Raw genomic sequence first — 22736 nt, forward strand, 5'->3', positions numbered from 1 at the left:
CTACTCCTGTGCGGACGCGGTGGTGGTGGCCGGGGCGGGCACGGCGGCGGGTTCGGCCGTGGCCGGCTCGACGTTCCAGCCGCGCAGGGTGACCCGCGCGCCGTCGGGCATCGTGCCGCGCGGCACCTCGATGGCGACGGTGCGCGACTGCCCCGGCGGCAGGTGCAGGTAGTTGTCGCTGTAGTACGCCGGCAGGATGCGTTCCCCGCGTGCGTCGACCAGGGTCAGCTTGGCGTTGAGCACCGCCACCGGCGCCGGGTTGCGCAGGTTCACCTCCAGCCGCCCGGGCCCGGCCGCGGCCACCTGCGCCTGCAGCGCCACCCGGGGCAGCCCTTCCAGCGCGCGCAGGTCCTCCGGCGTGGCGGCGGTCCAGTAGACGTTGTCGTCCAGCACCGTGCCGGTCGCGTCGCGCAGCTCCAGGGCGACGATGGCCACGCGCTCGCGGGCCACGATCGCGCCCAGGTCCAGCGCGGTGCGTACCGGCGTGACCGCCACCGGCGCGGCATCCACCGCCGCTTCCCCACGGCCCAGCGCGCGCCCGTCCAGCGCCCAGGCGGACACGTGGGCGCGCAGGCCGGTGTGGGCGGCGGCGGTGTTGTTGACCACGGCCAGGTCGCGGCCCGGCAGGTTCATCTGCAGGTGCAGCGGCGCGGCGGCCTTCCGGGCGCCGTAGTAGGCAGCGTGGGTGTCGTAGTCGTGGCTGTAGATCTGCCACATCAGGCTGGGCCAGGCCGGGTGGCTCATCCACAGCAGCCGGCCGCTGTTCTTCTCCCACAGGTGCGCGTTGAAGCCTTCGAAGATGGCGCGGTGGGTCTCGTAGTTGAGCAGTTGCGCCTTGCGCTCGAAGTCCTCCAGCCCGGTGGCCTGGCCCAGCTTGCGCTCCAGCGCGCGCATGAAGCTGGCGGTATCGCCGTTACCGGCCTGGTGCCAGTCGTGGTAGGCCCAGGCGTCGCTGATCGGCCAGCGGTCGGCCTCGGGCACCATCGCCCGGAACGCCTCCAGGGTGGCGAACGAGGGCGTGCCGACCTCCACCGAGAACCCCTGCGCCAGCCGGGTGAAGTACTCCTCCGGCTCGCGGTAGTTGTACGGGCCGCTGCCCTGCAGGTTGACCTCGTTGGAGCTGCCCATGTACAGGCGGGTGCCGTCCAGGCGCGCGACCAGCTCGTCCAGGCCCTCGTTGAGCAGTGGCGGCGGCACGCCCTCGTTGCGGCCGAACCACAGCACGATCGACGGGTGGCTGCGGTAGCGGCGGACCACGTCGGCCGCGTTGGCCAGGAACAGCGCCTCGTCGGCCGGCTCCTGGTTGTAGTTCTGGGTGGAGGCCCAGAAGTCGTTGAACACCAGCATGCCGTACTCGTCGGCCAGCTCGTACAGGGACGGATTGGTGCTCTGCCCGACCCAGTTGCGGATCACGTTCATGTGCGCGTCGCGCTGCAAGCGGAAGTAGGGCTCCAGCCGCTCGCGCGAGCTGCGCTTGCGCCAGTCGTCGGTGCCCCAGTTGCCGCCCTTGACCGCGATGCGCACGCCGTTGACGCGCAAGGCCAGGTACGGCGCCAGCCGCGTGTCGTGCAGCGGTCGCAGCGCCGGCGAGGCCTCCGCGCCGGGCAGCAGCGACTGCGCCCAGCCGCCGGGCGCCTTGCGGATGGCTTCGTGGCGCACGTCGACCACGCGCCGGCCCGGTTCGCGCGCCGGGCTGTACTCCACCCGGCGCAGGCGGCCTTCGGCGTCGAACAGCGACAGTTCGTAGCTCACCTCGCGGATGCCGAAGCGCACGGCCTTGCGGTCGGACTCGGCGCCGCCGGTGCGGAAGGCCAGGTGCAGGGTGTACAGCTCCGGCGCGCCGTAGCCGTTGGGCCACCACAACCGCGGCTGCTGCACGCGCAGCTGCGGGAAGCGGGCGACATCGAGCTTCACGGTGGTGCCGCCCGGCGGCACGACCACCGCGCTGCGCAGGTCCACGCCGTCGAACGCGACGGACAGCTCGCCCTCGACCGCGGCCGCGGTGTCGTTCTCCAGCGGAACCTCGATGGCCAGCTCGGCGGTACGGTGGTCGGCGGCCACGGTGCTGGCCACCCAGGCGTCGCCGATGGCGACCGCGCCGCCGGCATGCAGGCGCACGTCCTGCCACAGCCCGGTGTTGCGGTCGCGCACGGCGGGGATCCAGTCCCAGCCCTCGCTGGCGACGAAGGTGGGGCCGTCGAGCACCAGCATGCCGCCGTTCTCGCCCACGCCGCCGGCCAGCGACTGCTCGTGCGGCACGCCCGGGTGCGGCGGCGGCGAGACCCGCACCGCCAGCACGTTGCGGCGCCCGGGCAGCAGGCGCCCGGTGACGTCGAAGCGGCCGCGCGCGAAGGCGCCGCGGATGTGGCCCAGGCGCTGGCCGTTGAGCCAGACCTCGGCGGCGTAGTTGATGCCGTTGAAATCCAGGCGCAGCTGCCGGCCGGCGAGCGCGGCCGGCGCGTCGAACTCGCTGCGGTACCACCAGTCCTGGCGGTTGAGGTCCTCGGGGATGGCCATGTTGTTGAGGCCGTGGTCCGGGTCCGGGTACACCCCGCGGTCCACCAGCGTGCCCAGCACCGTTCCCGGCACGGTGGCCTCGTGCCAGGGCCCGCCGGCCGCGGCGCCGGGGCGCGAGAGTGCGGCGCCGCCGGCCGGGCCGACGTCGCGCGCGGACGCCAGGCGCCAGCGCGCGACCGTCCAGGTGTGCGCATCCAGCGGCTGCAGCGCCGCGCCGGCGGCCGGCGGCGTGGCCCGCGGCGCGTCGAACCCGGCGCGGCTGCGCGGCAGCGTCGCCGGCGGCTGCGGCGTCACCTGCCCGGCCTGCTGCCGCGTCTGCACCGGCCACGCCGGCGAGGCCTGCTCGTAGCGGGTCAGGCCGTCGTCGGGCGGCTGCCAGCCGGCCTCGGCCAGGGCCCGCGCATCGAGCGCACGCGGCTCCCAGGTGAAGCCGGCGATGCGCCCGGCGAAGTGCGGCGCCTGCGGCCAGGGCTGCAGGTGCGGGGCGAACACCAGCTTCGGCGCGACCGCTGCCGCCGGTGCGTCGCCCCCGGCGACGCGGCGCCCGTCCAGGTACAGGGCCAGGCGGCCGCCCTGGGCGACCGCGGCGACGAAGTGCCAGCGCCCGGGCTGCAGCCGCGCCTGCGATTCCACGCTGCGCCCGTCGCCGAACCAGAACCCGAGCGCACCGCCGTCGCTCTGGAAGAACCGCCCCGCGCCCTGCGGATCGCCGTGGCCGGCCAGCAGCATGCGCCCGGCGGGCACCTCGTCCGCGCGGACCCAGCCATGCACGGTCCAGTCCGCCGCCGCGCGCAGGGCTGAGGCCTCCGCCAGCGGCTTCTCCAGGCCGATGCCCCCGGACAGCGCCTCCACGTTCCACGGCCCTTCGGCGGCGCCCGAGGGGCACGGCGCGAACAGCGCGGCAGCCAGCAGCCACCCGCACGCGTTGCGCAACACGCGATCCAACATCCGATCCTCCCCAGCCCGTGGCGTCTCCGCGGCGGCGCAATCGCCCCCGCCTCTTCCGGCCTCAGGTAACGTTACCCAATGCCGCCCGCGGTTTCATCTTGCGCCGCAACACGGCGAGGGGAGGGCAGGGATCCGGGGTGGCGCGGCGGGCCGGCCGGCTCAGCCGGCCATCAGGTAGTGCGCGGCGATGCCGGCGAATACCGCCGCGCCGACCCAGTTGTTGTGCAGGAAGGCGCGGAAGCAGGGCCCGCGCTCGCGCCGGCGCGCGATCCAGAACTCCCACGCCACCAGCAGCGCGGCCACGCCCAGGCCGGCCCAGTAGGCCATGCCCAGCTGTGCCTGCCGCCCCGCGAGCGCGAGGGCAAGGAAGGCCAAGGCGTAGAGCACGCCCTGCGCGACCAGGTCGAGGTCGCCGAACAGGATGGCGGTGGATTTGGAGCCAGCGCGGATGTCGTCCTCGCGATCGACCATCGCATACCAGGTGTCGTAGGCGGTGGACCAGAGGATGTTGGCGCAGTACAGCAGCCAGCCCAGCGCCGGCACCTCGCCCTGCACCGCGGCGAAGGCCATCGGGATGCCCCAGCCGAAGGCCATGCCCAGGTAGACCTGCGGCAGGTAGGTGTAGCGCTTCAGGTAGGGATAGGTGGCCGCCAGGAACAGGCCGACGAAGCTGAGCAGGATGGTCAGCAGGTTGAGCGTCAGCACCAGGGCGAAGGCCACCAGCATCAGTGCCGCGAACACCGCCAGCGCCTCGCGGCCGGAGACGGCGCCGGTGGCCAGGGGGCGGTCGCGGGTGCGCTCGACCCTGGGATCGAGCCAGCGGTCGGCGTAGTCGTTGATCACGCAGCCGGCCGAGCGGGTCAGCCACACGCCGGCGGTGAACACGAACAGGGTCCAGGGACCCGGCACGCCGCCGGCGGCCAGCCACAGCGCCCACCAGGTCGGCCACAGCAGCAGGAGCACGCCGATCGGGCGGTCGCCGCGGACCAGCTTCCAGTACTGCCCCAGGCGTTCGCGCCAGCCGGGGCCCGGCGCGGTGGCCCGCTCGTAACGTTCGTAACCCATGGCGCAAAGGTTAGCAGGCCGGCAACGGGTGCCGGCCTGCTTCCGCTACATCAGGCGTCGGCCGCCTTGTACTCGTAGTAGCCGTAGCTGTAGTAGCCGGTGGCGCGCTTCTCCACCGCGTTGAAGATCGTGCCCTTGACCTGCACGCCGTTCTGCTCGAAGCGCTTGAGCGTGAGCAGGATCTCCTTGGCCTGGTTGAGGCCGAAACGGGTCACCAGCAGGGTCGAACCGGCGTGGGCGCCGACGATGGCTGCATCGGTTACGGCCAGGATCGGCGGGGTATCGATGATCACCAGGTCGTAGCGCGGCGCCAGCGTCTCGACGATCTGCTTGAAGCGCGGGTGCATCAGCAGCTCGGACGGGTTCGGCGGGATGTCGCCACGCACGATGTAGTGCATGTTCGGCAGGTCCGGCACCGCGTGGATGGCCGCGTCCAGGTCCAGCTTGCCGACCAGCACGTCGGACAGGCCGTTCTTGTGGCTGATGCCCAGCAGCTTGTGCAAAGTGCCCTTGCGCATGTCGGCATCGACCACCAGCACCCGCTGCCCGGCCTGGGCGATCACCGCGGCGAGGTTGGAGGAGACGAAGGTCTTGCCCACGCCCGGACGCGGACCGGAGATGGTGAGGATGTTGTTCTTTGCCTCCAGCATGGCGAAGTGCAGGCTGGTGCGCAGGCTGCGCAGCGCCTCCACCGCCAGGTCCGCAGGCTCGTCGACGGCCAGCAGGTGCTGGCGGCCGTCGGCGCGGATATGGTGCACACCCAGGCGGTCACGCTTGGCCGTCGGCAGCGCCTTGGAGTTGCTCAGCGGGATGGCCGCATAGACCGGCAGGCCCAGCTCCTCGATCACGGCCGGGTCCTCGATGCCCGGGTTGAGCATGCGCTGGACGAACACGAAGGCGATGGCAAGGAATGCGCCCAGCATCGTCGCCACCAGCACCACAAGCGCCTTGCGCGGCTTGACCGGGTTGGAGGTGTCAGCCACGGCCGGATCGACGATGCGCACATTGCCCACCGTGCCCGCGCGCGCCACATCCAGCTGCTGGGCCTGGTTCAGCAGGGCGGTATAGAGCTCGTTGCTGACCTGCAGGTCGCGGGTCAGGCGCAGCAGTTCCTGCTGGGTATCCGGCAGCTCGCTGACCTGGCGGCGGAAGCTGGCCTTGCGTGCCTCCAGCTCGCCGATCTGGCTCATAAGCGCGCGGTAGGCGGGATGGTCGCGGGTAAAGCTGCGGTCCATCTCCGCCTGCTTCAGGCGCAGCTGCTGGATGCTGGTTTCGACCGCGACCTCCTGCTCCAGCAGGCCCTTGGTCTGCATGGTGATGTCCACGGAGTTGGCCGAGGACTGGTAACGGGCCATGGCCTCCTGCGCTTCCTCCACCTGCTTGCGCACGGTGGGCAGCTGGTCCTTGACGAACTGCAGCTGGGCAGCCGCCTCGGCCGAGCTGCGCTCGACGTTCTGGCGGACATAGGCCTCAACGATCTTCTGCACTACAGCTTCAGCGCGCGCCGGATCGGTATCTTCGTAGGTGACAAGGAGAATGCCGGATTCCTTGCCCTGCTCCGCAACATTGATGTCTTGCTGCAGAGCGGCCACGACGTCCAGGCGACGAGCCTTGACGACCTTGAACCTCATGCCCGGATTGGCATGGAGGGTCGAGACTTCGGCCAGCACGGAGCCACGCTCTGCGGGCTTGCCCACCCTGCCCCTCACCAGTTCATTGCCATCTTCATCACGCAGTGCGTAAGCACCCTGATCGTCGAGCACCTCAAGGGTCAGCTCGCTATCGACAAGAGCCTGAGGCACCTCCAGACGCTGGAATTCAAGGGTCTCTCCTCCCCAGCCGAAGCTATCCAAGCCCAGGAATGGCTCAGCAATCTTCCCTCCTTCGAGCGGAGTAAACCGGCGGGCCAGCGCACCGCCAATCAAAGGGAGCCTATACGGCTCAACGAAGATGTCGAGTTTCAGCTGATCAACTGCCGAGCCAACCACGGTGCGCGAGCGAAGCAGAGCCACCTCGGTGGTAGACGCGACACTGCCGCCACCGGCCAACGAAGTCAGGTCAGACAAGCCCGGAATGCTGGGCATCTTCGATTCGACCTGCACCATCGCCTGGGCGCGGTACACCGGCGCGGCCAACAGTACATAGGCCACGCTCAGCACGAAAAAGATTGCCGTGGTGGCGATGATCCACCACTTGCGGTCAATCAGTACGCCGACCAGTTCCCGCAGGTCGATCTCGTCTTCAGTGGCGGGCGTTACCGCTGCCTTTTCCTTGCCCATAGTTCTCTTCCAGAGTTGTAAGACCGGGGGAACGTGACGCCGGCAACATCACTTGATGTAGGGGAGCCAGCTGTCGACGCAATCATCAATCAGTTGGTACACGTGCTCGAAGGCTTCGCGATGCTGGCGGTACGGGTCGGGGATCTCGCGCTGCCCCCGCCACTTGCCGAGTAAGAAGGTCTTGCCACTGACCTGGGGCACTTCGCGCGCAATCCTGGTCTGGTGGGCGTGCTCCATGACCAGGACCAGGTCCGCTGCGGCCAGGATGGAGGGCGTCGCCTGCCGCGCCTGGTGCCCGTCCGGGTCGATGCCCGCCTCGCGCAGCAGGGCGGCCGCTTCCGGATCGACCGGCCGCCCGACCAGGGCCTGCAGGCCCGCGGACGACACTTCCACACCCGGGCGCCCCTGCAGCCGGTGGCGCATCAGCAGTTCCGCCGTGGGACTGCGGCAGATGTTGCCCACACAGACAAACAGGATCTTTCTGAACACTAACGCCGGTCCCCGCGCTGACTGGTTCCAATGGTTCCGGAGCGCAGTACGTCCCGGCCGCGCGCAAGCTTACCCGATGCAACCCGATGCTGCAGCGCGACAGCGTGAAGGTTTCGTGCATAAACCACTGATTGACAAGCCCCCCTGGGCCCGCTTATGGTCTGGCCTGTGAAGTAGCCCGTCCATCTTGAAACGGAGTTTCCCCCATGAAGACCAAACTGATCGGTCTGGCCATCGCACTGGGTCTGGTCGCGCAGCCGTACGCGTTTGCGCAGGATTCCGGTAGCACCCAGCAGGAAGAGAGCGGCGATGCGGCGGGCAGCGACACCGCTGCGGGTGGCGGCGTCGATGGCGAAGCGGTTGCCTGGGCCGCGGGTGGCACCGCGCTGGCCATCGGCGTGCTGTCGGTGATCAATGACGATAACGACAACCGCGCCCAGCCGGGTCCCGGCCCGGGCCCGGGCCCGGGTCCGGGTCCTGATCCGGGCACGGGTGGTACCGGCGGTACCGGTGGCACTGGCGGCACGGGTGGTACCGGCGGCACGGGTGGCACCGGCGGCTGATAGCCCGCCCTGGATGTCTTGAGCACAAGGCCCGCCGGCCTTCGATGTCCGGCGGGCTTTTTTGTGTACGGGGCCCCCTCCCCCGTGAACTCGAATGGAAGCGACATGAATCGAGCCTACCGGTCCGGCGCACTCGCGCTGATGGCGGCGTTTTTCTTCTCCGGCTGTGTCTGGGCCCCCGGCCAGCATCTGGCCCGTACCAAGCCAGGACCAGGCCAGATCCGGACATCCGGCAATGACCAGCTGGATCTCGTGGCGATTACCCCGCGCCTCATTGCGCAGGAACATGCCGGCCGCGCCAGTTCGGAGCAGATCCCGCGCGCCCTGCTGGATTACCACCCCGATCCTTACCGCATTGGAGCGGGTGATGTGCTCTACATCACCGTCTGGGACCATCCGGAGCTGACGGTCCCTGCGGGTCCACAGCAGCAGGTCAATCTCGCGGGTCGCCTGGTCCAGGGCGACGGAACGCTGTTCTACCCATATATAGGGAAGATCCAAGCAGCTGGGCTCACTCCGACCGAGCTGCGAGACAAGCTTGCCGGCCAGCTGGCAGCTGTGATCCATGAGCCGCAGGTGGACGTGTCGATCCTGACCTATGCCAGTCAGAGGGTCTGGGTGTCGGGCGCTGCACGCCAGGCTTCCGTGGTGCCGCTGACCGTGGTCCCGCTGACGCTGCAAGACGCCATCAGCACCGCCGGTTTCGATCCCTCCCAAGCCGATCTATCCGGCGTGCGCCTGACCCGCGACGGCACCACATACGTGCTCGACATGACCCGGCTCGGAGGCACCCCGATCTACCTGAAGGCAGAGGACCAGATCTACATCCCTTACCTGGATGCCAAGGAAGTCTTTGTGGTGGGCGAGGTCAACCAGCCCGGCGCGCAGAACTTCAAGACCGGCAGCATCAGCCTCAGCCAGGCGCTGGGCCGGGCGCGCGGTCTGGCGCAGGCGACGGCGGATGGCAATGCGGTGTACGTGATCCGCGGCGCCAAGCCTGATGCCCTCGAGCAGCAGCCTTCCGTGGTCTACCAGCTGGAGGCCAAGTCCCCCGCGGCTTTCGCGGTGGCCAGCCAGTTCGAGCTGCTGCCCGGCGACGTGGTGTTCGTGGGCGCCGCCGGCATTACCCGCTGGAGCCGCTTCGTGAACCAGTTGCTGCCGTTCACCGGGATCATCAGCAACGCCGCAAGCGCCAGCAACGATCTTTCCAACAACTGACGGCCGCCGTGCAAGCGTCTACCGTCCACCGGGCCCAAGGCTCCCGCCGCCGCCCCGGTTCCAGCCCGTTTCCAGCATGCACCAGCGCCCTGGTTTCCCTGGCGCTGGTGCTGATGCTCGCCGGCTGCGGCACGGTGATGCAAACCAGTGTGGACTTCGTTCGTACCGCCGTGGCCGGCAAGGACGACCTCTCCGAGGCCGCAACCAAGGTAGCCGCCCTGCCCTACGCCAGCCTGCTCATGGACGATGGCCAGTACCGCGCGGTGATGGTGCTGGGCAACGATGACGAGGGGCGGCTTTCCTGGCATAGCCGGCAGGCCGTCGTGTTCCTGTGCGAGGGCGGCGTGCTGTGCGGCACCCATGGCCTGCGCGCGGGCCTGGATGAGGCCCGGATCGAAGGCGACAACCCGTTCACCGACCTGCGCACGGTGGGCGAGGCGGGCATCACCGTCAGCCGCCGCTATGACTGGCGCAGTGGCTACCGCTACGGCGTGCCGGTCACCGGCGTGCTGCGCCGGGTGGGCCAGGAAACCATGGTGGATCCGCTGGGCCGCAGCCGCACCCTGGCCAGGTACGAGGAACGCCTGGAAGGCCCCGGCGTGGAAGGCACCAATACCTATTGGGTCGATCCGGCCACCGGCATGCTGTGGAAGAGCCGGCAGCTGGCCGCCCCGGACGCCTACCTCGAGATCAGCCTGATCAAGCCTTACCGGCGGAGGTCGCGATGATGCGATCGCGGGTAATGGCCATGGCCGGCCTGCTGGCCTGCATTTCCTTCGCTTCCGCCGCCCAGCCCCGCACGCTGCAGGTTTCGGCCGAGGGCGCGGTGCAGCGCGCCGGCACCTTGCAGCTGCCCGAGGGCAGCCGGTTCGACGACGCCGTCGTGGCCGCGATGCCGCGCCGTGATGCCTATGCCCTGGGCGCCTCGGTCTTCCGCAGGGATGAACTTGCCCGGCAGGTCAGGCTGCGCGCCGGCCTGCTCCATGACCTGGAATCCCTGGCCACGGCCACCGAAGCGCCGCCCGCCGTGGCCGCACGCGCCCGTGCCCTGCATGCCTGGGTCTCCGCCTTGCCGGCCACCGGCCGCCTGCCGCTGGAAGGCAACCCGCGGCGGCTGGAGGCGAGCAAGGGCGACCGCAACCGCCTGCTTGCCGATGGCGACCGCTTCCACTTTCCGGAGCGCCCGGCAACGGTGACCATCGTCGGCGCCGTGCTCCAGCCCTGCGCGGTGGCGCATGTGCCGCTGCGCGACGCGGCCGATTACCTGCGCGATTGCACGGTGGATGGTGAGGCGGCCAACCGCGACGTGATCCATGTGGTGCAGCCCGACGGCAGCATCCACGCACTCGGTATCGCCCTGTGGAATCGCAACGAGCCGCTGGCCCTCGCACCGGGTGCCATCGTCTACGTGCCGCTGCGCGCACGCGCCACGGAGAAATTCGCGCCCGAGCTGGATGGCGCGATGACCACCTTCCTCGCCACCCTGCCCCTGCCCCACGCCGGGCTGGTGACGCCATGAGCCGCAACAACCTCCGCCGCCGCGCCCTGCCCGCCCTGAGCCTGCTCAGCCTGGCGGTATGCGGCGGGCTGCATGCCGAGGTGCCGGCCACGCAGAACGACTGGGGCGGCATCGGCTTGCTGCAGACGCCTACAGCGCGCATGGCCGAGGAGGGCGAGTTTGCCTTTACCGCAAGCCATACCTCGCCCTACAGCCGCTACAACGTGGCGATGCAGCCCTTCCCCTGGTTCGAGGGTATCTACCGCTACGTCAACGTGGCGGGTGTGCCCTATGGCCCAGAATCCCTAAGCGGCGACCAAAATTACAAAGATAAATCAATCGATTTCAAGGTCAGTTTGTGGAATGAACGCAGGTGGCTGCCCGCGGTTGCGTTCGGTGTGCGCGATTTTGGTGGCACAGGCCTGTTCGCGAGCGAATACCTGGTAGCCAGCAAACGCTTCGGGCAGCTTGACGCCAGCATTGGCTTGGCTACTGGCTACTTGGGCAGCAATGGCGACTTCCGTAACCCGCTGCGCTTTATCCGGGATGAATTTGAGATACGTCCGGGTACCCAGGGTGCCGGTGGATTTAACTCAAAGCTGATGTTCCGTGGCCCAGTTGGTATTTTTGGCGGCCTATCTTGGCAGACCCCGTGGGAGCCTTTGCTCGTTAAGCTCGAATATGACGGGCACGATTATGATAAAGAGGCACGCCCCAGAAGAGTTCCTGTCCAGATTGCGCAAAGCAGTCGGATTAACATTGGATTTAATTACAGTCCGACTCCTGGCATGCGCATTACTTTAGGATGGGAGAGAGGAAACGAGCTTCTTGCAAGCGTTGCGTTCTATACCAACCTGAAAGCTAGGCCGCGCCAGGCACGCTGGCTGGATCCACTCAAGCGCCCTTTGAGAAGTGAGATAGACAGCGAAGCAGCGTCTACCTCAAGCAATGCCATGCAAGGGGAGCCCCCCCCCTTCGGCGGCACAATTTCTTCGACTGACCAAGATGGATATCCCCTCCTTCTCGGCCACACATGGGAGAGCGTTGATACGGAACTGCGTCGCAATGCCGGCTTCTACGTACAGAAGGTCGAAGTCAACGACCACGAGGTGATCCTGCACGGCACCCAGCTGAAGTATTTCTACCCGACCGAGGGCCTCGGGCGCGCGGCGCGCGTGCTGGATACGGCGATCGATCCCAGTGTCGACTGGGTCACGCTGGAATACACGCGGCAAAACATGCCTATCGCGCAGAGCAGCGTCTCTCGTAATGCGCTCAACGCCTATGCGCAGGGCGATATCGACCTGAGGGAAATGGCGCGCCATGTGGAGGTCAATCCGCCCGGCAGCTCGCGCGAGGGCGAGGTGGTCTACGAGGGGCCGAAGGGGCGACGCTTCGATTACCACGTCTCCCCCGGGCTGAACGAGATCATTGGCGGCCCGGACGGCTTCTTCCTGTACCAGCTGACCGCGAACCTGCACACGAGCCTGCGGGTCAATGACAGCACCTGGCTTACCGCCACCACGGCGGTGGACGTGCACAACAACTTCCGTAAGTTCAAGTACGACGCCCCGAGCAACCTGCCGCGCGTCCGCACCGACATCCGCCATTACGTCACCACCTCCGACGTCACCATCCCGAACCTTCAGGTCACCACGGTGCATGCGCTGGGCCGTGACCTGTACGGCATGGCCTATGCGGGCCTGCTGGAGATGATGTATGGCGGCGTGGGCGGCGAGTTGCTGTACCGTCCCGTCGGCCAGCGCTGGGCACTGGGCGTGGAGGCCAACTGGGTCAAGCAGCGCGATTTCGGCCAGAAGTTCTCGTTCCGCGACTACGAGGTCGCGACCGGGCACGCGACGCTTTACGCCCACTTCGGCGACGACGGCCGCGTGCAGGTGGCCACCTCCGCCGGACGCTACCTGGCCGGCGACTGGGGCGTGACCCTGGATGTTTCGCGCATGTTCCGCAATGGCGTGGTGATGGGCGCGTTCGCCACCAAGACCGATGTCTCGTCGGCCGAATTCGGCGAAGGCAGCTTCGACAAGGGCATTTACCTGTCCGTGCCGATGGACCTGCTGCTCCCCCGCTCCAGCCAGGTACGTTCGCGCCTGATGTGGCATCCGCTGGTACGCGATGGTGGCGCGCGCCTGCAGCGCAAGTACAGCCTCTATTCGCTCACCGGCGAACGCGACAGCCACTTTTACTTTGACAATATTGAATACATAGATCCATAACCCGTTGACATAGCCTCCCAGACTGGATGAGCGGGAGGCACAAACTAAGGACTTGCAAGACTTGATGCTGCAATGCAACATCAAGTCTCCCCAACCGGCGCCTGCCGGCCACGCACAAGGATGAAGGGGAAATACCATGCTGCTCATGCCAATCAGGTCGGAAACCAGTGCCCCACCTCGGACGGCGAGCAAGTTCACGGCCGCCATCGGTGCACTGATACGAATCGCGGATCCGCTGATCCTCGTCGGCGGTGCGCTGCTGGCGTACCGCATCCGCTTCGGTACCTGGCACTTGCAGAAGGACTACGTCAGCCTGGTGGTGATCACCACGCTGTTCGGCCTGCTGATCTTCGGGTCCTCCTCCCTCTACCGCAGCTGGCGTGGCCGCGGCCTTGGCGCCGAGCTGATGCACCTGGGGGTGTGCTGGCTGCTGATCTGCACCGGGGTTCTGTTCTACACGACCCTGATCCAGATGATCGGCGAACTGTCGCGGCTGTGGCTGGGCGCCTGGTTCGGCCTTAGCCTGGCCGGCGCCGCCTCCATCCGCATCGTGTTGCGCGGCTGCGCCTCGTGGGCCCGTGCACGCGGTATGGACCTGCGTACCGCCGTGATCGTGGGTGGCAACCCGGATGCACAGCGCATCGTCGACACGCTGCATCGCAATCCCTGGATGGGCATCAAGGTTGTCGGCTGGTTTGCCACCAGCGCCGACCGCTGCGCATTGCATGGCATCCGCCCCATGGGCCGGGTGGACCGGCTGGCCGCCTTCGTGGAGGCCCGGCACATCGACCAGGTCTGGATCGCCCTGCCCATGCGCGAGCAGGGCCAGATCGCCTACGTGCTGCGCCAGCTGGACCACTCGACGGCGGACATCAAGCTGCTGCCCGACCTGTTCGGCCTGCAGCTGCTGAACCATTCGGTGGAGCAGATTGGCGGCCTTCCGGTGCTGAACCTGCGCTCCAGCCCACTGGATGGCCCGGCCCACCTGATCAAGGCCACCATGGACAAGGTGCTGGCCTCGCTGATCCTGCTGATGATCTCGCCGCTGATGATCGCGATCGCCATCGGCGTGAAGCTCAGCTCGCCCGGACCGGTGTTCTTCCGCCAGCTGCGCCACGGCCTGGGCGGCAAGCCCATCGAGGTGTGGAAGTTCCGCAGCATGCGGGTGCACCAGGAGGAAGACGGCAAGGTCACCCAGGCGCGCAAGAATGATTCGCGCGTGACGCCGTTCGGTGCCTTCCTGCGCCGCACCAGCCTGGACGAACTCCCCCAGTTCATCAACGTGCTGCAGGGCTCGATGTCCATCGTCGGCCCGCGCCCGCACGCCATCGCCCATAACGAGCAGTACAAGACCCTGGTGGACCGCTACATGCAGCGGCACCGGGTCAAGCCCGGCATCACCGGCTGGGCCCAGGTCAACGGCTTGCGCGGGGAAACCGATACCGTCGAGAAGATGGCACGCCGCGTGGAGTACGACCTGTACTACATGCAGAACTGGTCACCCTGGTTCGATCTGCGGATCATCCTGATGACCGTGTTCAAGGGCTTTGTGAACAAGAACGCGTACTGAGCCGACGTCGTTCCGAGTCGTCGTTACAAGGAGTGTCTGATGAAGATTGCTGTTGCCGGCACGGGCTATGTCGGCCTGTCCAACGCTGTCCTTTTTGCGCAGAACCACAGCGTTGTAGCACTGGATATCGATCCAAAGCGCGTTGAACTGATCAACGCCCGCAAGTCGCCGATCGAGGACCGGGAGATCGAGGACTACCTCGCCCATCGTCCGCTCGACCTGAAGGCAACCCTGGACAAGCAGGAGGCGTACGCCGGCGCCGACTTCGTCGTCATCGCCACCCCTACCGACTACGACCCACAGACCAACTACTTCAACACGTCCTCGGTTGAATCCGTCATTCGGGACGTGAAGGAGATCAACCCGCAGGCGGTGATGGTCATCAAGTCCACCATCCCCGTCGGGTACACAAAGCGCATCCGTCAAGCGCTGGGAACAGACAACGTCATCTTCTCCCCAGAGTTCCTGCGCGAGGGCCGCGCGCTTTACGACAACCTCCACCCCAGCCGGATCGTGGTTGGGGAGCGCTCGGAACGCGCGGAACGCTTTGCAGCTTTGCTACAGGAGGGCGCGATCGCGAAAGACGTGCCAGTGCTGTTCACCGACGCAACCGAAGCCGAGGCGATCAAGCTCTTCGCCAATACCTACCTTGCGATGCGCGTGGCGTACTTCAACGAGCTTGATACATATGCGTGTACCCACGGCCTGGATACCCGCCAAATTATCGACGGTGTCTGCCTGGATCCGCGCATTGGCGCGCATTACAACAATCCCAGCTTCGGCTATGGCGGCTACTGCCTGCCTAAGGACACCAAACAGCTTCTGGCCAACTACCAGGACGTTCCCCAGCATCTGATTCGGGCAATTGTCGACTCCAACCGAACCCGCAAAGATTTCATCGCCGACCAAATCATTGCTCGGAACCCGGCAACTGTCGGCATATATCGCCTTGTGATGAAGTCGGGATCCGACAATTTCCGCGCATCCGCCATCCAAGGGATTATGAAACGAATAAAGGCCAAGGGGATAGAGGTAATTGTCTACGAACCAGTCCTTAAGGAAGCCAACTTCTTTAGATCTCGCGTTGTTAATGACTTGAGAAAATTCAAAGAAGAAGCCGACATCATCGTAGCTAATCGCGTTACTGATGATATCCGGGACGTAGCCGATCGCGTATATAGCCGCGACCTATTCGGCGCCGACTAACTCACTTAATCGATCAAGATGAGTACCCAAGTAACGATCATTCTTCCTTTCTTCAACGCCGAAGAGTTTCTCGAAGAGACTCTCGCGAGCGTGGAAAATCAGACATTTCCCCATTGGAAAATAATCCTGGTTGATGATGGCTCTATCGACAGATCCCTGGCCATTGCCAAAGAGTTTAAAGATAGAAATTCAGAGCGCACAGTAATCCTGAATTCGGGCGGAGTAGGCGCTGCGCGCGCAAGAAATATAGCGACCGAAATTGCCACCTCCAAGTATCTAGCCTTTCTCGACGCTGATGACATCTGGCGCCCGGAAAAACTAGATGTCCAGCTTCGAGAAATGCAAGAGAATGGCTCAGTATTTTCATACACAGCATTCCGAAAGATTACACCCGACGGAGCCATCGGAGATAGGGTATTCAGGGTACCGAGCTCGATTGATAAGGCCGCCCTACTAAAGACATGTCCTATTCGCTGCTTCACTGTCATTTACGATCAAGACTCTCTTGGCAAGCTCTATATGCCAGACGTCAAAATGCGTAATGACTACTTGACATGGTTTACAGCACTTGAGCGGATAGATCTACTACGAAAAGACAGCCTTGTAACGAATCCGATAATCGGCATAAATCGCGACCTCGGACTGTATAGAATCCATCCAACCAGTCTGACCGGCAACAAGTTAAAGGCTGCGCGTTACCAGTGGAAGGCATATCGAGAGAACCTAAATTTACCTATCGATAGCGCGCTTTACAACTTTATGTTTTACGCTTTCTCCGGAATTGCAAATAGACGTAAATTTTAGACTGATAAAAATGCCTCTTTTCAATTTCGAGTGGGTAAGCTGGACCTGAGCAGGTACGGGATCGGGTATGACTGACAAGCTGTTTGAGGCTGCCTTGGGGGTCTCTCCGCCGTGGCAGGTGACGGGCGCGGACTTCGATTTGGCGGCCAAGACGCTCACCATCCGGGTGGACTTCATCGCCGGCAGCCGCTTCGCGCTGGCTGGCGTGGAGGGCCAGCATCCGGTTCACGACACCGTCGCCAAGCGTTACCGGCACCTGAACTTCTTCCAGCACGAGTGCTTCCTGGAAGTGCGTGTCCCCCGGGTAAAGCTGCCCGATGGCAGCGTCCGCCAGGTCGATCCGCCGTGGGCCGGCAAGCTCTCGGGCTTCACGCTGCTGTTCGAAGCCCTGGTGCTGCTGCTGTGCCAGCAGATGACCTTTGCCGCGGCGGCGCGCCTGGTGGGCGTGAGCCGTCACCGTGTTGCCGCGCTCTGCGAGCGCTATGTGGAGCTCGCCCTGGCGCAAACGGACCTGTCCGCGGTGCGCGAGCTGGCCATCGACGAGACGTCGCGGGCTCGCGGGCATGATTACATCACGCTCGCCGCAGACGCCACTGAGCGACGCGTGATCGCCGTGGCGGAGGGCCGCGGCGCCGACTCGATCGCCCAGCTGACAACCGAGCTGCAAAGCCGTCACCGCCCTGCGGAGCAGATCACGTCCGTCAGCATCGACATGTCGCCAGCGTTCATCAGGGGCTGCGCCGAGCACCCGCCCAACGCGCGCGTCACCTTCGACAAGTTCCACGTCATCGGGCACGCCAATGCGGCCGTGGACAGGATGCGCCGCATCGAGCAGCGCAGCGACAAGTCCCTCAAGGGGATGCGCTGGTCGCTGCTGAAGAACCGCGCCAGCCTCAAGCCCGAGGCTGCCGCCGATCTGGATGCCCTGATCGCCAGGATGGCCACTGTGCGCACCGCGCGCGCCTGGGTCTACAAGGAGCAGCTGCGCGAGATCCTCGCGCGCAAGCAGATCAACGTGGCGCGCGACATGCTCAAGCACTGGTGCACCTGCGTCATGCGTTCCAAGGTCGAACCCATGAAGGAGGTCGCCGCCATGGTCCGTCGCCACCTCGAGGGCATCGTCGCCTGGGCCCAGACCCGCCAGACCAACGGCTTCCTCGAAGCGCTCAACGGCCTGTTTCAGTCCGCCAAGCGCCGCGCTCGCGGCTTCACCCGCTTCACCACTATCAGAACCGTCATCTTCCTGATCGCCGGCAAGCTCGACTTCGCAGTGATCAACCCTCATGCCCGGCAACCCACTTGAAATTCAACAGAGCCACGAGTTTTCTATACCAATGCCGAGTCCCAGCGCAACAATCCAGGTTCTATGCCTTGCCTACGGCAACCACGCCGAGGTCTGCGACTACGTCAATAGGTTACTTGACGGTCCAGACGGTGATCGCTTGCGAATCGTAGTGACCGACAATACCCCCGGACGCGACACGACCGATCTTTCGTGGGTTGGTGGCCCTGCAGCACGCGCTCACTCATCTGGTCGACTAGTCATCGTCGGCGATGGGGTTAACCATGGATACTTCGGTGGCTTCCGCAGAGGACTTCGGGAAGCATTTGCTCGCTGGCCTGATGCTGCGGACTGGACCATATTGAGTAACACCGATCTGTCCATCAGGACAGCCGGATGGATACGAGAACTGGATGGCCTTGCAGTTCACAACAGCATTATCGCGCCCAAGGTGATTTCTGGGCTAAGTGGAAAGAACCAGAACCCGATCTACCTTTCTCGCCCGCGCCCCCTCAAGTTCCTAGTCTTGAGCTGGATCTTCCGATTCGGTTTCTCGACCGCTCTTTACCGGCTCGCAGCCCTCTACAAGGATCGGCTGATCTCTGGGCGCTTGAGAATTCAGAAAGATCCGGGCGAAGGTCAGGAGATTTATGGGGCTCATGGAAGCTTTATATGCATTCCGAAGTCCTACTTCGACCGAGGGGGGCAGCTTGAGTGCAAGAGCTTCCTCTACGTTGAAGAAATATGCCTTGCGGAAGAGGCACGGAGACTCGGGATCCCAATTCGTTATAGTGGACTCATCGAAGTGGTGCATGACGAACACGCGTCAACCTCGTTCATCCCGCCGCCACATATCCGTCGCTACCTCGCTGAAGCTCACTATTTGGCCTACAGGATTCTGCAGACATGATCTTTCTGTGTTTGCTCTTGCAGCTAGCGACTCTGCTCTTCGCTAAGACGCTACTTCGCTACTGGATGCATCCAGTGCTGGTGCTTGTTCTGCTGTGGACTGTTTTGTCGATGGCAACCGTCCTATTTGCTCCAGAGTATTACTTCTCAGCTGCTTCGTATGTTGCGATCATTCTGTTTCAGGTCGCTGCAGTAGCCGGGGCCGTGGTTGGATTCGCCGCCATTCCCCCACGCGTAAATGACACATTGGGGATGACTATCAGAGGCGCCAGGCTCGTTTCATGGGCCTCGCTGTTCATAGGGCTAGTCGGTGCCTCGATCATCCTACAGTCCAAGGGCAATACGCTTTCGGTCCTCCTAGATTTTGCCAAGCTAGCAGAGGTAAGTAGAGACTTCTCCGTGGCAAGATATCAAGAAGATTATCGAATGCCACTTGCTGCGCGGATCTGCCAGATGTTCGTATTCGCTGCCTGTCTTATCTGCGGTGCGCAGTTTGCAGTTAATAGAAAATCAATGCGTGGATTTGAGTTTTTCCTTCCGCTCCTAGCCCTTGTTTCCACTGTTCTCGTACTGACCACTAGGGCGACGTTTATCTATGGAGCGCTTTTCTGGCTATCTGCATATCTAGCGGGCCGCTACTTCTGTTCCTCAAGTGCTGCATGGCAGCCATTCACGAAGCGGGGCGCACTTTTTTCGATTTTCGGATCGCTGCTGTTCACAGCCGGATTCGTCTGGATGCAGATGCTTCGCGGTGGAATTGTTGGGGATATGAGTCGGCTACCCGAAGTCATCGCCCACCTCAAGAAGTGGCCCTTCGGAAGTCTTGCCGGTTTTAGTGTCTGGTTTGACTCCAAAAATTTTTCGGAACCGACATTTGGCTACTTCTTTCTCACCGGACTGTTCGATCTCGCAGGAATTCGCGCCCGAGAAACCGGTATATTCTCCGACTACGTAGATATTGGCAATGGCGATATGGCCAATATCTTCACCCTGTTTCGGGTAATTATTGATGATTTCACGTACCCAGGTGCAGCACTTTTCATGCTCCTATTGGGATTTGCGTCATCATTTGCAGTGAGCATTACTGTTCGCCGATCAATATTCGGGATCGCACTGTTATCCGCTATATATCCGCTTGTATTATTTAGCCCGATTGTTGGCTTTTATTCCTATCTAGGCCACGTGGTTGCCGCGGTCTTTTTTGCCGCCTACATGCCCCTCATGATGCGGAGGCTCGCGCGAGATGCCTCTTAGAGGGCTTAAAAGAGCTCAGGCCATCGGTCTTTTCTACCTGGCTCGGTTGACACCGGGCATCCTCAATTTATGCCTAATACTCTCACTATCCGCCAGGCTGCCGCCTGAAAGTTACGGGCTGTTTTCCAGCTGGCTCGCTTTCAGCATGGGGGGCGCATTCCTAGCGTTCGGGTGGGTTTCGCAGTCTGTCGCACGCCATGCGAACGCTGAGGACGACTACTTACAAGAATCACCAGAATCCTTTGTAGTCGGTGTGATTGCATCAGCAGCGGCCGCAGCGTTGGTGCTGGCTCCGATATCTTTGTTTGTTCTCCCTGGAACGGGATTTTCCCTCGCGCTTCTGGCGGGACTCTCTATTATTCTCCACGGCATCCATGCGGTTATGTCAGCGGCATTGCAGGCTCGGCTCCGATTCACAAAATATATTCTTGTTGAAACGTCTCGCCCTCTGTTCGCGCTAGCCTTCTGCTTGATTGCCTTGTTCGTTCTAGGGTCAAGTAAAAGTCCTGTCGGTTTCTATGTCGCCGGGCAGGCCGTAGGGATCACTGCAGCCTGTTTCATCATACGCAAGGCGCTACCAAGATGCGTAGCTGCCATCCGTCGTACTTCAGAGTGGAAAGCGTTACTCCCGCGGCTCAAGGTTCTTTTTGCCTATGGTGCGCCAATCTCGGTGTGGCTTGGGCTCACTGCCGGGTGGCCAGCCATTGAGAGACGGATCATGGTGGTCCTGACATCTTCCGAGGAAGTTGGCCGCTATGCAGCCGAGTACGACATCTCGTTCAGGGCTTTTGTTTTCGTGCTCTTGCCCATCACGTTGTATGTTCAGCCTTTCATCTTCCGTGATTATTCAAACGGTAATCTGGTCAAGGCAAATGCGCTTATCCGGCGTGCCATCATCGGACAAGTCGCGCTTGGTAGTATATTCACATTTGGTTTCTTGGCGATAGTATTCAATCTTCTACCCGCGCTCGGTTATACGACATCAATGCGCGCGAGTAGCGTCGGCGTGCTCTGTGCGGCGGCGACGGCTTGGCAAACCGCGCTTACTTGCCACAAGTGGCTCGAGTGCCAGAAGAAGGTCTACACAATGCTACTTGTCCTCAGTGCCGCCTTGATCGTTGGCCTCGGCATATCTATTGCTTGCTTCGCCCTCCTCCAAGTGGGAGCAGTATCTTTTGCGATCGGATTCCTTTTCGCAGGTATTTCCTATTGCATCGGTAGCTATTTGATAGGCCTCAAGTTGCTGCGCGGTGTGAGTGCCTGAGTTTCGATGGACATGCCGCAGTAGTTGTAGATTACATTTATGGAGGATGATATGTCCTGTGCTGTTATTTTTGGTGGAAGTGGCTTCATAGGTTGTTTCTTTGCTGATTACTTGTTGTCTAAGGAAGGTCTGAACAACTCCGCCCGATTGCGCGACAATGCCTCACCGTGATCGGGGTGAGTGCGATGCAGCTGTCGTTCGGTGATGCCGAGGGTCTGGGGAGCCGCAAGCGCACGCGGCGCGAGGTGTTTTTGGCGGAGATGGAGCAGGTGGTGCCGTGGCAGGCGCTGCTGGGTCTGATCGAGCCGCACTACCCGAAGATGGGCCGTCCCGGTCGCCAGCCCTATCCGTTGGCGACGATGCTGCGCATCCACTTCCTGCAGCAGTGGTATGCGCTCAGCGACCCGGCGATGGAAGAAGCCTTGTACGACACGCCGGTGATGCGCCGCTTCGCGCAGTTGGGCGGGCTTGCCGACATCCCGGACGAGACGACGATCCTCAACTTCCGCCGGCTGTTGGAGACGCACGGGCTGGCCGAGAAGCTCTTCGAGCAGGTCAACGCCCATCTTCAGCGCAAGGGCCTGAGCCTGCGCAGTGGCACGATCGTGGATGCCACGATCATCAGTGCGCCGAGCTCGACCAAGAACAAGGCGGGCGAGCGCGATCCGGCGATGCACCAGACCAAGAAGGGCAACCAGTGGTTCTTCGGGATGAAGGCGCACATCGGCGTGGATGACGCGTCCGGTCTGGTGCACCACGTGGAATGCACGGCGGCGAACGTGGCCGACGTGACGCAGGTGTACAAGCTGCTGCACGGCCGGGAAGACACGGTGTGCGGCGACAGCGGCTACACGGGTGCCGAGAAGCGCGAGGAGCTGCAGGACGTGGACGCCGGATTCCTGATCGCGGAGAAGCCGTCGAAGCTGCGTGCGATGAAGAACGAGCGCGAGCGGCGCTACGCCGAGCGGTGGGAGCGCTACAAGGCCAGTCTGCGGGCGAAGGTGGAGCACCCGTTCCGGGTGATCAAGCGGCAGTTCGGCTACACGAAGGTGCGCTACCGCGGCCTGGCGAAGAACGCGGCGCAGGTGCTGACGCTGTTCGCGCTGTCGAACCTGTGGATGGCGCGCCGGCGTTTGTTGCCGACGACGGGAGCAGTGCGTCCGTAAGGCGGGGAAACCCGCCAAAAACCGCCCTGCACGGGCGAAATCCGGCTCGAAAGCGACGCCAGGCCGGCGCCACGATGCCGCAATCCGGGCGGCAGAGCGGGTTGTTCAGACCTTCCTTAGTGGGTGCGGGCTACTCGTATCTCTATAGCTTGGAAGGAGCGATGCAGGACTGGAAGGATTGCTGTCCGGAAGATTGGACGTAGCTGGGCGCAGACCGCGCTCCTACGCTTATGGATCAATGCGCGTCCGGACTAATGTTGGCTTGGAATTACCTTTAGGATTTGGGGGGAGGTAGCGACTCCTTCCTCCTCAGGAGGATCAATGGTCACTTGGCTTGTCACCGGCGGAGCCGGTTTCATCGGCGGCAATTTCGTCCTGGAGGCCGTGGCCCGCGGGGTGCGGGTGGTCAACCTGGACGCGCTGACCTACGCCGGCAACCTCGACACCCTGGCCTCGCTGCAGGGCAA

At 63.8% G+C, this 22736-nt stretch carries 18 protein-coding genes; 14 read left to right on the forward strand and 4 right to left on the reverse strand.

The genetic code is table 11. The annotated features are described in order from the left end of the window. From PSEJ31_RS0113515 to PSEJ31_RS0113530, 4 genes are all read right to left on the reverse strand, one after another. Positions 1-3429 (reverse strand): LamG-like jellyroll fold domain-containing protein, encoded by a 3429-nt coding sequence (locus PSEJ31_RS0113515; protein WP_232211030.1) that lies wholly within the window; start codon positions 3427-3429, stop codon positions 1-3. Between the two features lie 195 nt (positions 3430-3624). Next, positions 3625-4530: a 4-hydroxybenzoate octaprenyltransferase gene (gene ubiA / locus PSEJ31_RS0113520; protein ID WP_028915758.1), complete on the reverse strand. Its 906-nt coding sequence runs from the start codon at positions 4528-4530 to the stop codon at positions 3625-3627. A 50-nt stretch (positions 4531-4580) separates the two neighbouring features. Then, positions 4581-6809, reverse strand: coding sequence for a polysaccharide biosynthesis tyrosine autokinase (locus PSEJ31_RS0113525; protein ID WP_028915759.1), 2229 nt, complete (start codon positions 6807-6809; stop codon positions 4581-4583). Positions 6810-6857: 48 nt separating this feature from the next. Continuing rightward, positions 6858-7298, reverse strand: coding sequence for a low molecular weight protein-tyrosine-phosphatase (locus tag PSEJ31_RS0113530; protein WP_019398118.1), 441 nt, complete (start codon positions 7296-7298; stop codon positions 6858-6860). Positions 7299-7504: 206 nt separating this feature from the next. On the opposite strand from PSEJ31_RS0113530, the gene PSEJ31_RS16940 reads away from it, so the two are divergent. The 14 genes from PSEJ31_RS16940 to PSEJ31_RS16955 all read left to right on the forward strand — a co-directional run. Continuing rightward, the gene (locus PSEJ31_RS16940) at positions 7505-7861 is read left to right on the forward strand and encodes a hypothetical protein (protein ID WP_028915760.1); all 357 of its coding nucleotides are present in this window, start codon (positions 7505-7507) and stop codon (positions 7859-7861) included. A 105-nt stretch (positions 7862-7966) separates the two neighbouring features. Beyond that, positions 7967-9079 (forward strand): polysaccharide biosynthesis/export family protein, encoded by a 1113-nt coding sequence (locus PSEJ31_RS0113540; RefSeq protein ID WP_084220875.1) that lies wholly within the window; start codon positions 7967-7969, stop codon positions 9077-9079. Between the two features lie 149 nt (positions 9080-9228). Continuing rightward, the gene (locus PSEJ31_RS0113545) at positions 9229-9807 is read left to right on the forward strand and encodes a YjbF family lipoprotein (protein WP_232211028.1); all 579 of its coding nucleotides are present in this window, start codon (positions 9229-9231) and stop codon (positions 9805-9807) included. A 20-nt stretch (positions 9808-9827) separates the two neighbouring features. Then, positions 9828-10598: a capsule biosynthesis GfcC family protein gene (locus PSEJ31_RS0113550; protein WP_198015064.1), complete on the forward strand. Its 771-nt coding sequence runs from the start codon at positions 9828-9830 to the stop codon at positions 10596-10598. Beyond that, positions 10595-12814 carry a YjbH domain-containing protein gene (locus PSEJ31_RS0113555; protein ID WP_028915764.1) on the forward strand — a complete coding sequence of 740 codons (2220 nt, stop codon included), beginning with the start codon at positions 10595-10597 and terminating at the stop codon, positions 12812-12814. Before PSEJ31_RS0113550 ends, PSEJ31_RS0113555 begins: the two co-directional genes overlap by 4 nt. Positions 12815-12959: 145 nt before the next feature. Beyond that, positions 12960-14384 carry an undecaprenyl-phosphate glucose phosphotransferase gene (locus PSEJ31_RS0113560; RefSeq protein ID WP_232211029.1) on the forward strand — a complete coding sequence of 475 codons (1425 nt, stop codon included), beginning with the start codon at positions 12960-12962 and terminating at the stop codon, positions 14382-14384. Positions 14385-14423: 39 nt separating this feature from the next. Continuing rightward, entirely contained in the window at positions 14424-15590 is a 1167-nt protein-coding gene (locus PSEJ31_RS0113565; protein ID WP_028915766.1) for a nucleotide sugar dehydrogenase, read from the forward strand. An 18-nt stretch (positions 15591-15608) separates the two neighbouring features. Beyond that, complete coding sequence (locus PSEJ31_RS16610; RefSeq protein ID WP_084220876.1) at positions 15609-16394, forward strand: glycosyltransferase family 2 protein; 786 nt, start codon at positions 15609-15611, stop codon at positions 16392-16394. Between the two features lie 67 nt (positions 16395-16461). Further along, positions 16462-17697, forward strand: a complete 1236-nt coding sequence (locus PSEJ31_RS0113570) for an ISL3 family transposase (RefSeq protein WP_028915767.1) — start codon at positions 16462-16464, stop codon at positions 17695-17697. Between the two features lie 151 nt (positions 17698-17848). Then, positions 17849-18586 (forward strand): hypothetical protein, encoded by a 738-nt coding sequence (locus tag PSEJ31_RS16945; RefSeq protein WP_156924951.1) that lies wholly within the window; start codon positions 17849-17851, stop codon positions 18584-18586. Next, entirely contained in the window at positions 18583-19839 is a 1257-nt protein-coding gene (locus tag PSEJ31_RS16615; RefSeq protein ID WP_084220877.1) for an oligosaccharide repeat unit polymerase, read from the forward strand. Before PSEJ31_RS16945 ends, PSEJ31_RS16615 begins: the two co-directional genes overlap by 4 nt. Then, positions 19829-21103, forward strand: a complete 1275-nt coding sequence (locus tag PSEJ31_RS16950) for a hypothetical protein (protein ID WP_156924952.1) — start codon at positions 19829-19831, stop codon at positions 21101-21103. Before PSEJ31_RS16615 ends, PSEJ31_RS16950 begins: the two co-directional genes overlap by 11 nt. 185 nt (positions 21104-21288) lie before the next feature. After that, entirely contained in the window at positions 21289-22269 is a 981-nt protein-coding gene (locus PSEJ31_RS0113575; RefSeq protein WP_028915768.1) for an IS5 family transposase, read from the forward strand. Positions 22270-22590: 321 nt separating this feature from the next. Continuing rightward, positions 22591-22736 (forward strand): NAD-dependent epimerase/dehydratase family protein (locus tag PSEJ31_RS16955; protein WP_156924953.1); only part of this gene is annotated, 146 nt, incomplete at its 3' end.

The sequence above is a fragment of the Pseudoxanthomonas sp. J31 genome (assembly GCF_000510725.1).
Classification (GTDB): Bacteria; Pseudomonadota; Gammaproteobacteria; order Xanthomonadales; family Xanthomonadaceae; genus Pseudoxanthomonas.

Coding starts and splice junctions, on each gene's coding strand:
- PSEJ31_RS16610 (WP_084220876.1), top strand. CDS start 15,609: ATGAGTACCCAAGTAACGATCATTCTTCCTTTCTTCAACGCCGAAGAG.
- ubiA (WP_028915758.1), bottom strand. CDS start 4,530: ATGGGTTACGAACGTTACGAGCGGGCCACCGCGCCGGGCCCCGGCTGG.
- PSEJ31_RS0113560 (WP_232211029.1), top strand. CDS start 12,960: ATGCCAATCAGGTCGGAAACCAGTGCCCCACCTCGGACGGCGAGCAAG.
- PSEJ31_RS0113565 (WP_028915766.1), top strand. CDS start 14,424: ATGAAGATTGCTGTTGCCGGCACGGGCTATGTCGGCCTGTCCAACGCT.
- PSEJ31_RS0113555 (WP_028915764.1), top strand. CDS start 10,595: ATGAGCCGCAACAACCTCCGCCGCCGCGCCCTGCCCGCCCTGAGCCTG.
- PSEJ31_RS0113525 (WP_028915759.1), bottom strand. CDS start 6,809: ATGGGCAAGGAAAAGGCAGCGGTAACGCCCGCCACTGAAGACGAGATC.
- PSEJ31_RS0113570 (WP_028915767.1), top strand. CDS start 16,462: ATGACTGACAAGCTGTTTGAGGCTGCCTTGGGGGTCTCTCCGCCGTGG.
- PSEJ31_RS16615 (WP_084220877.1), top strand. CDS start 18,583: ATGATCTTTCTGTGTTTGCTCTTGCAGCTAGCGACTCTGCTCTTCGCT.
- PSEJ31_RS16940 (WP_028915760.1), top strand. CDS start 7,505: ATGAAGACCAAACTGATCGGTCTGGCCATCGCACTGGGTCTGGTCGCG.
- PSEJ31_RS16950 (WP_156924952.1), top strand. CDS start 19,829: ATGCCTCTTAGAGGGCTTAAAAGAGCTCAGGCCATCGGTCTTTTCTAC.
- PSEJ31_RS0113540 (WP_084220875.1), top strand. CDS start 7,967: ATGAATCGAGCCTACCGGTCCGGCGCACTCGCGCTGATGGCGGCGTTT.
- PSEJ31_RS0113550 (WP_198015064.1), top strand. CDS start 9,828: ATGGCCGGCCTGCTGGCCTGCATTTCCTTCGCTTCCGCCGCCCAGCCC.
- PSEJ31_RS0113575 (WP_028915768.1), top strand. CDS start 21,289: ATGCAGCTGTCGTTCGGTGATGCCGAGGGTCTGGGGAGCCGCAAGCGC.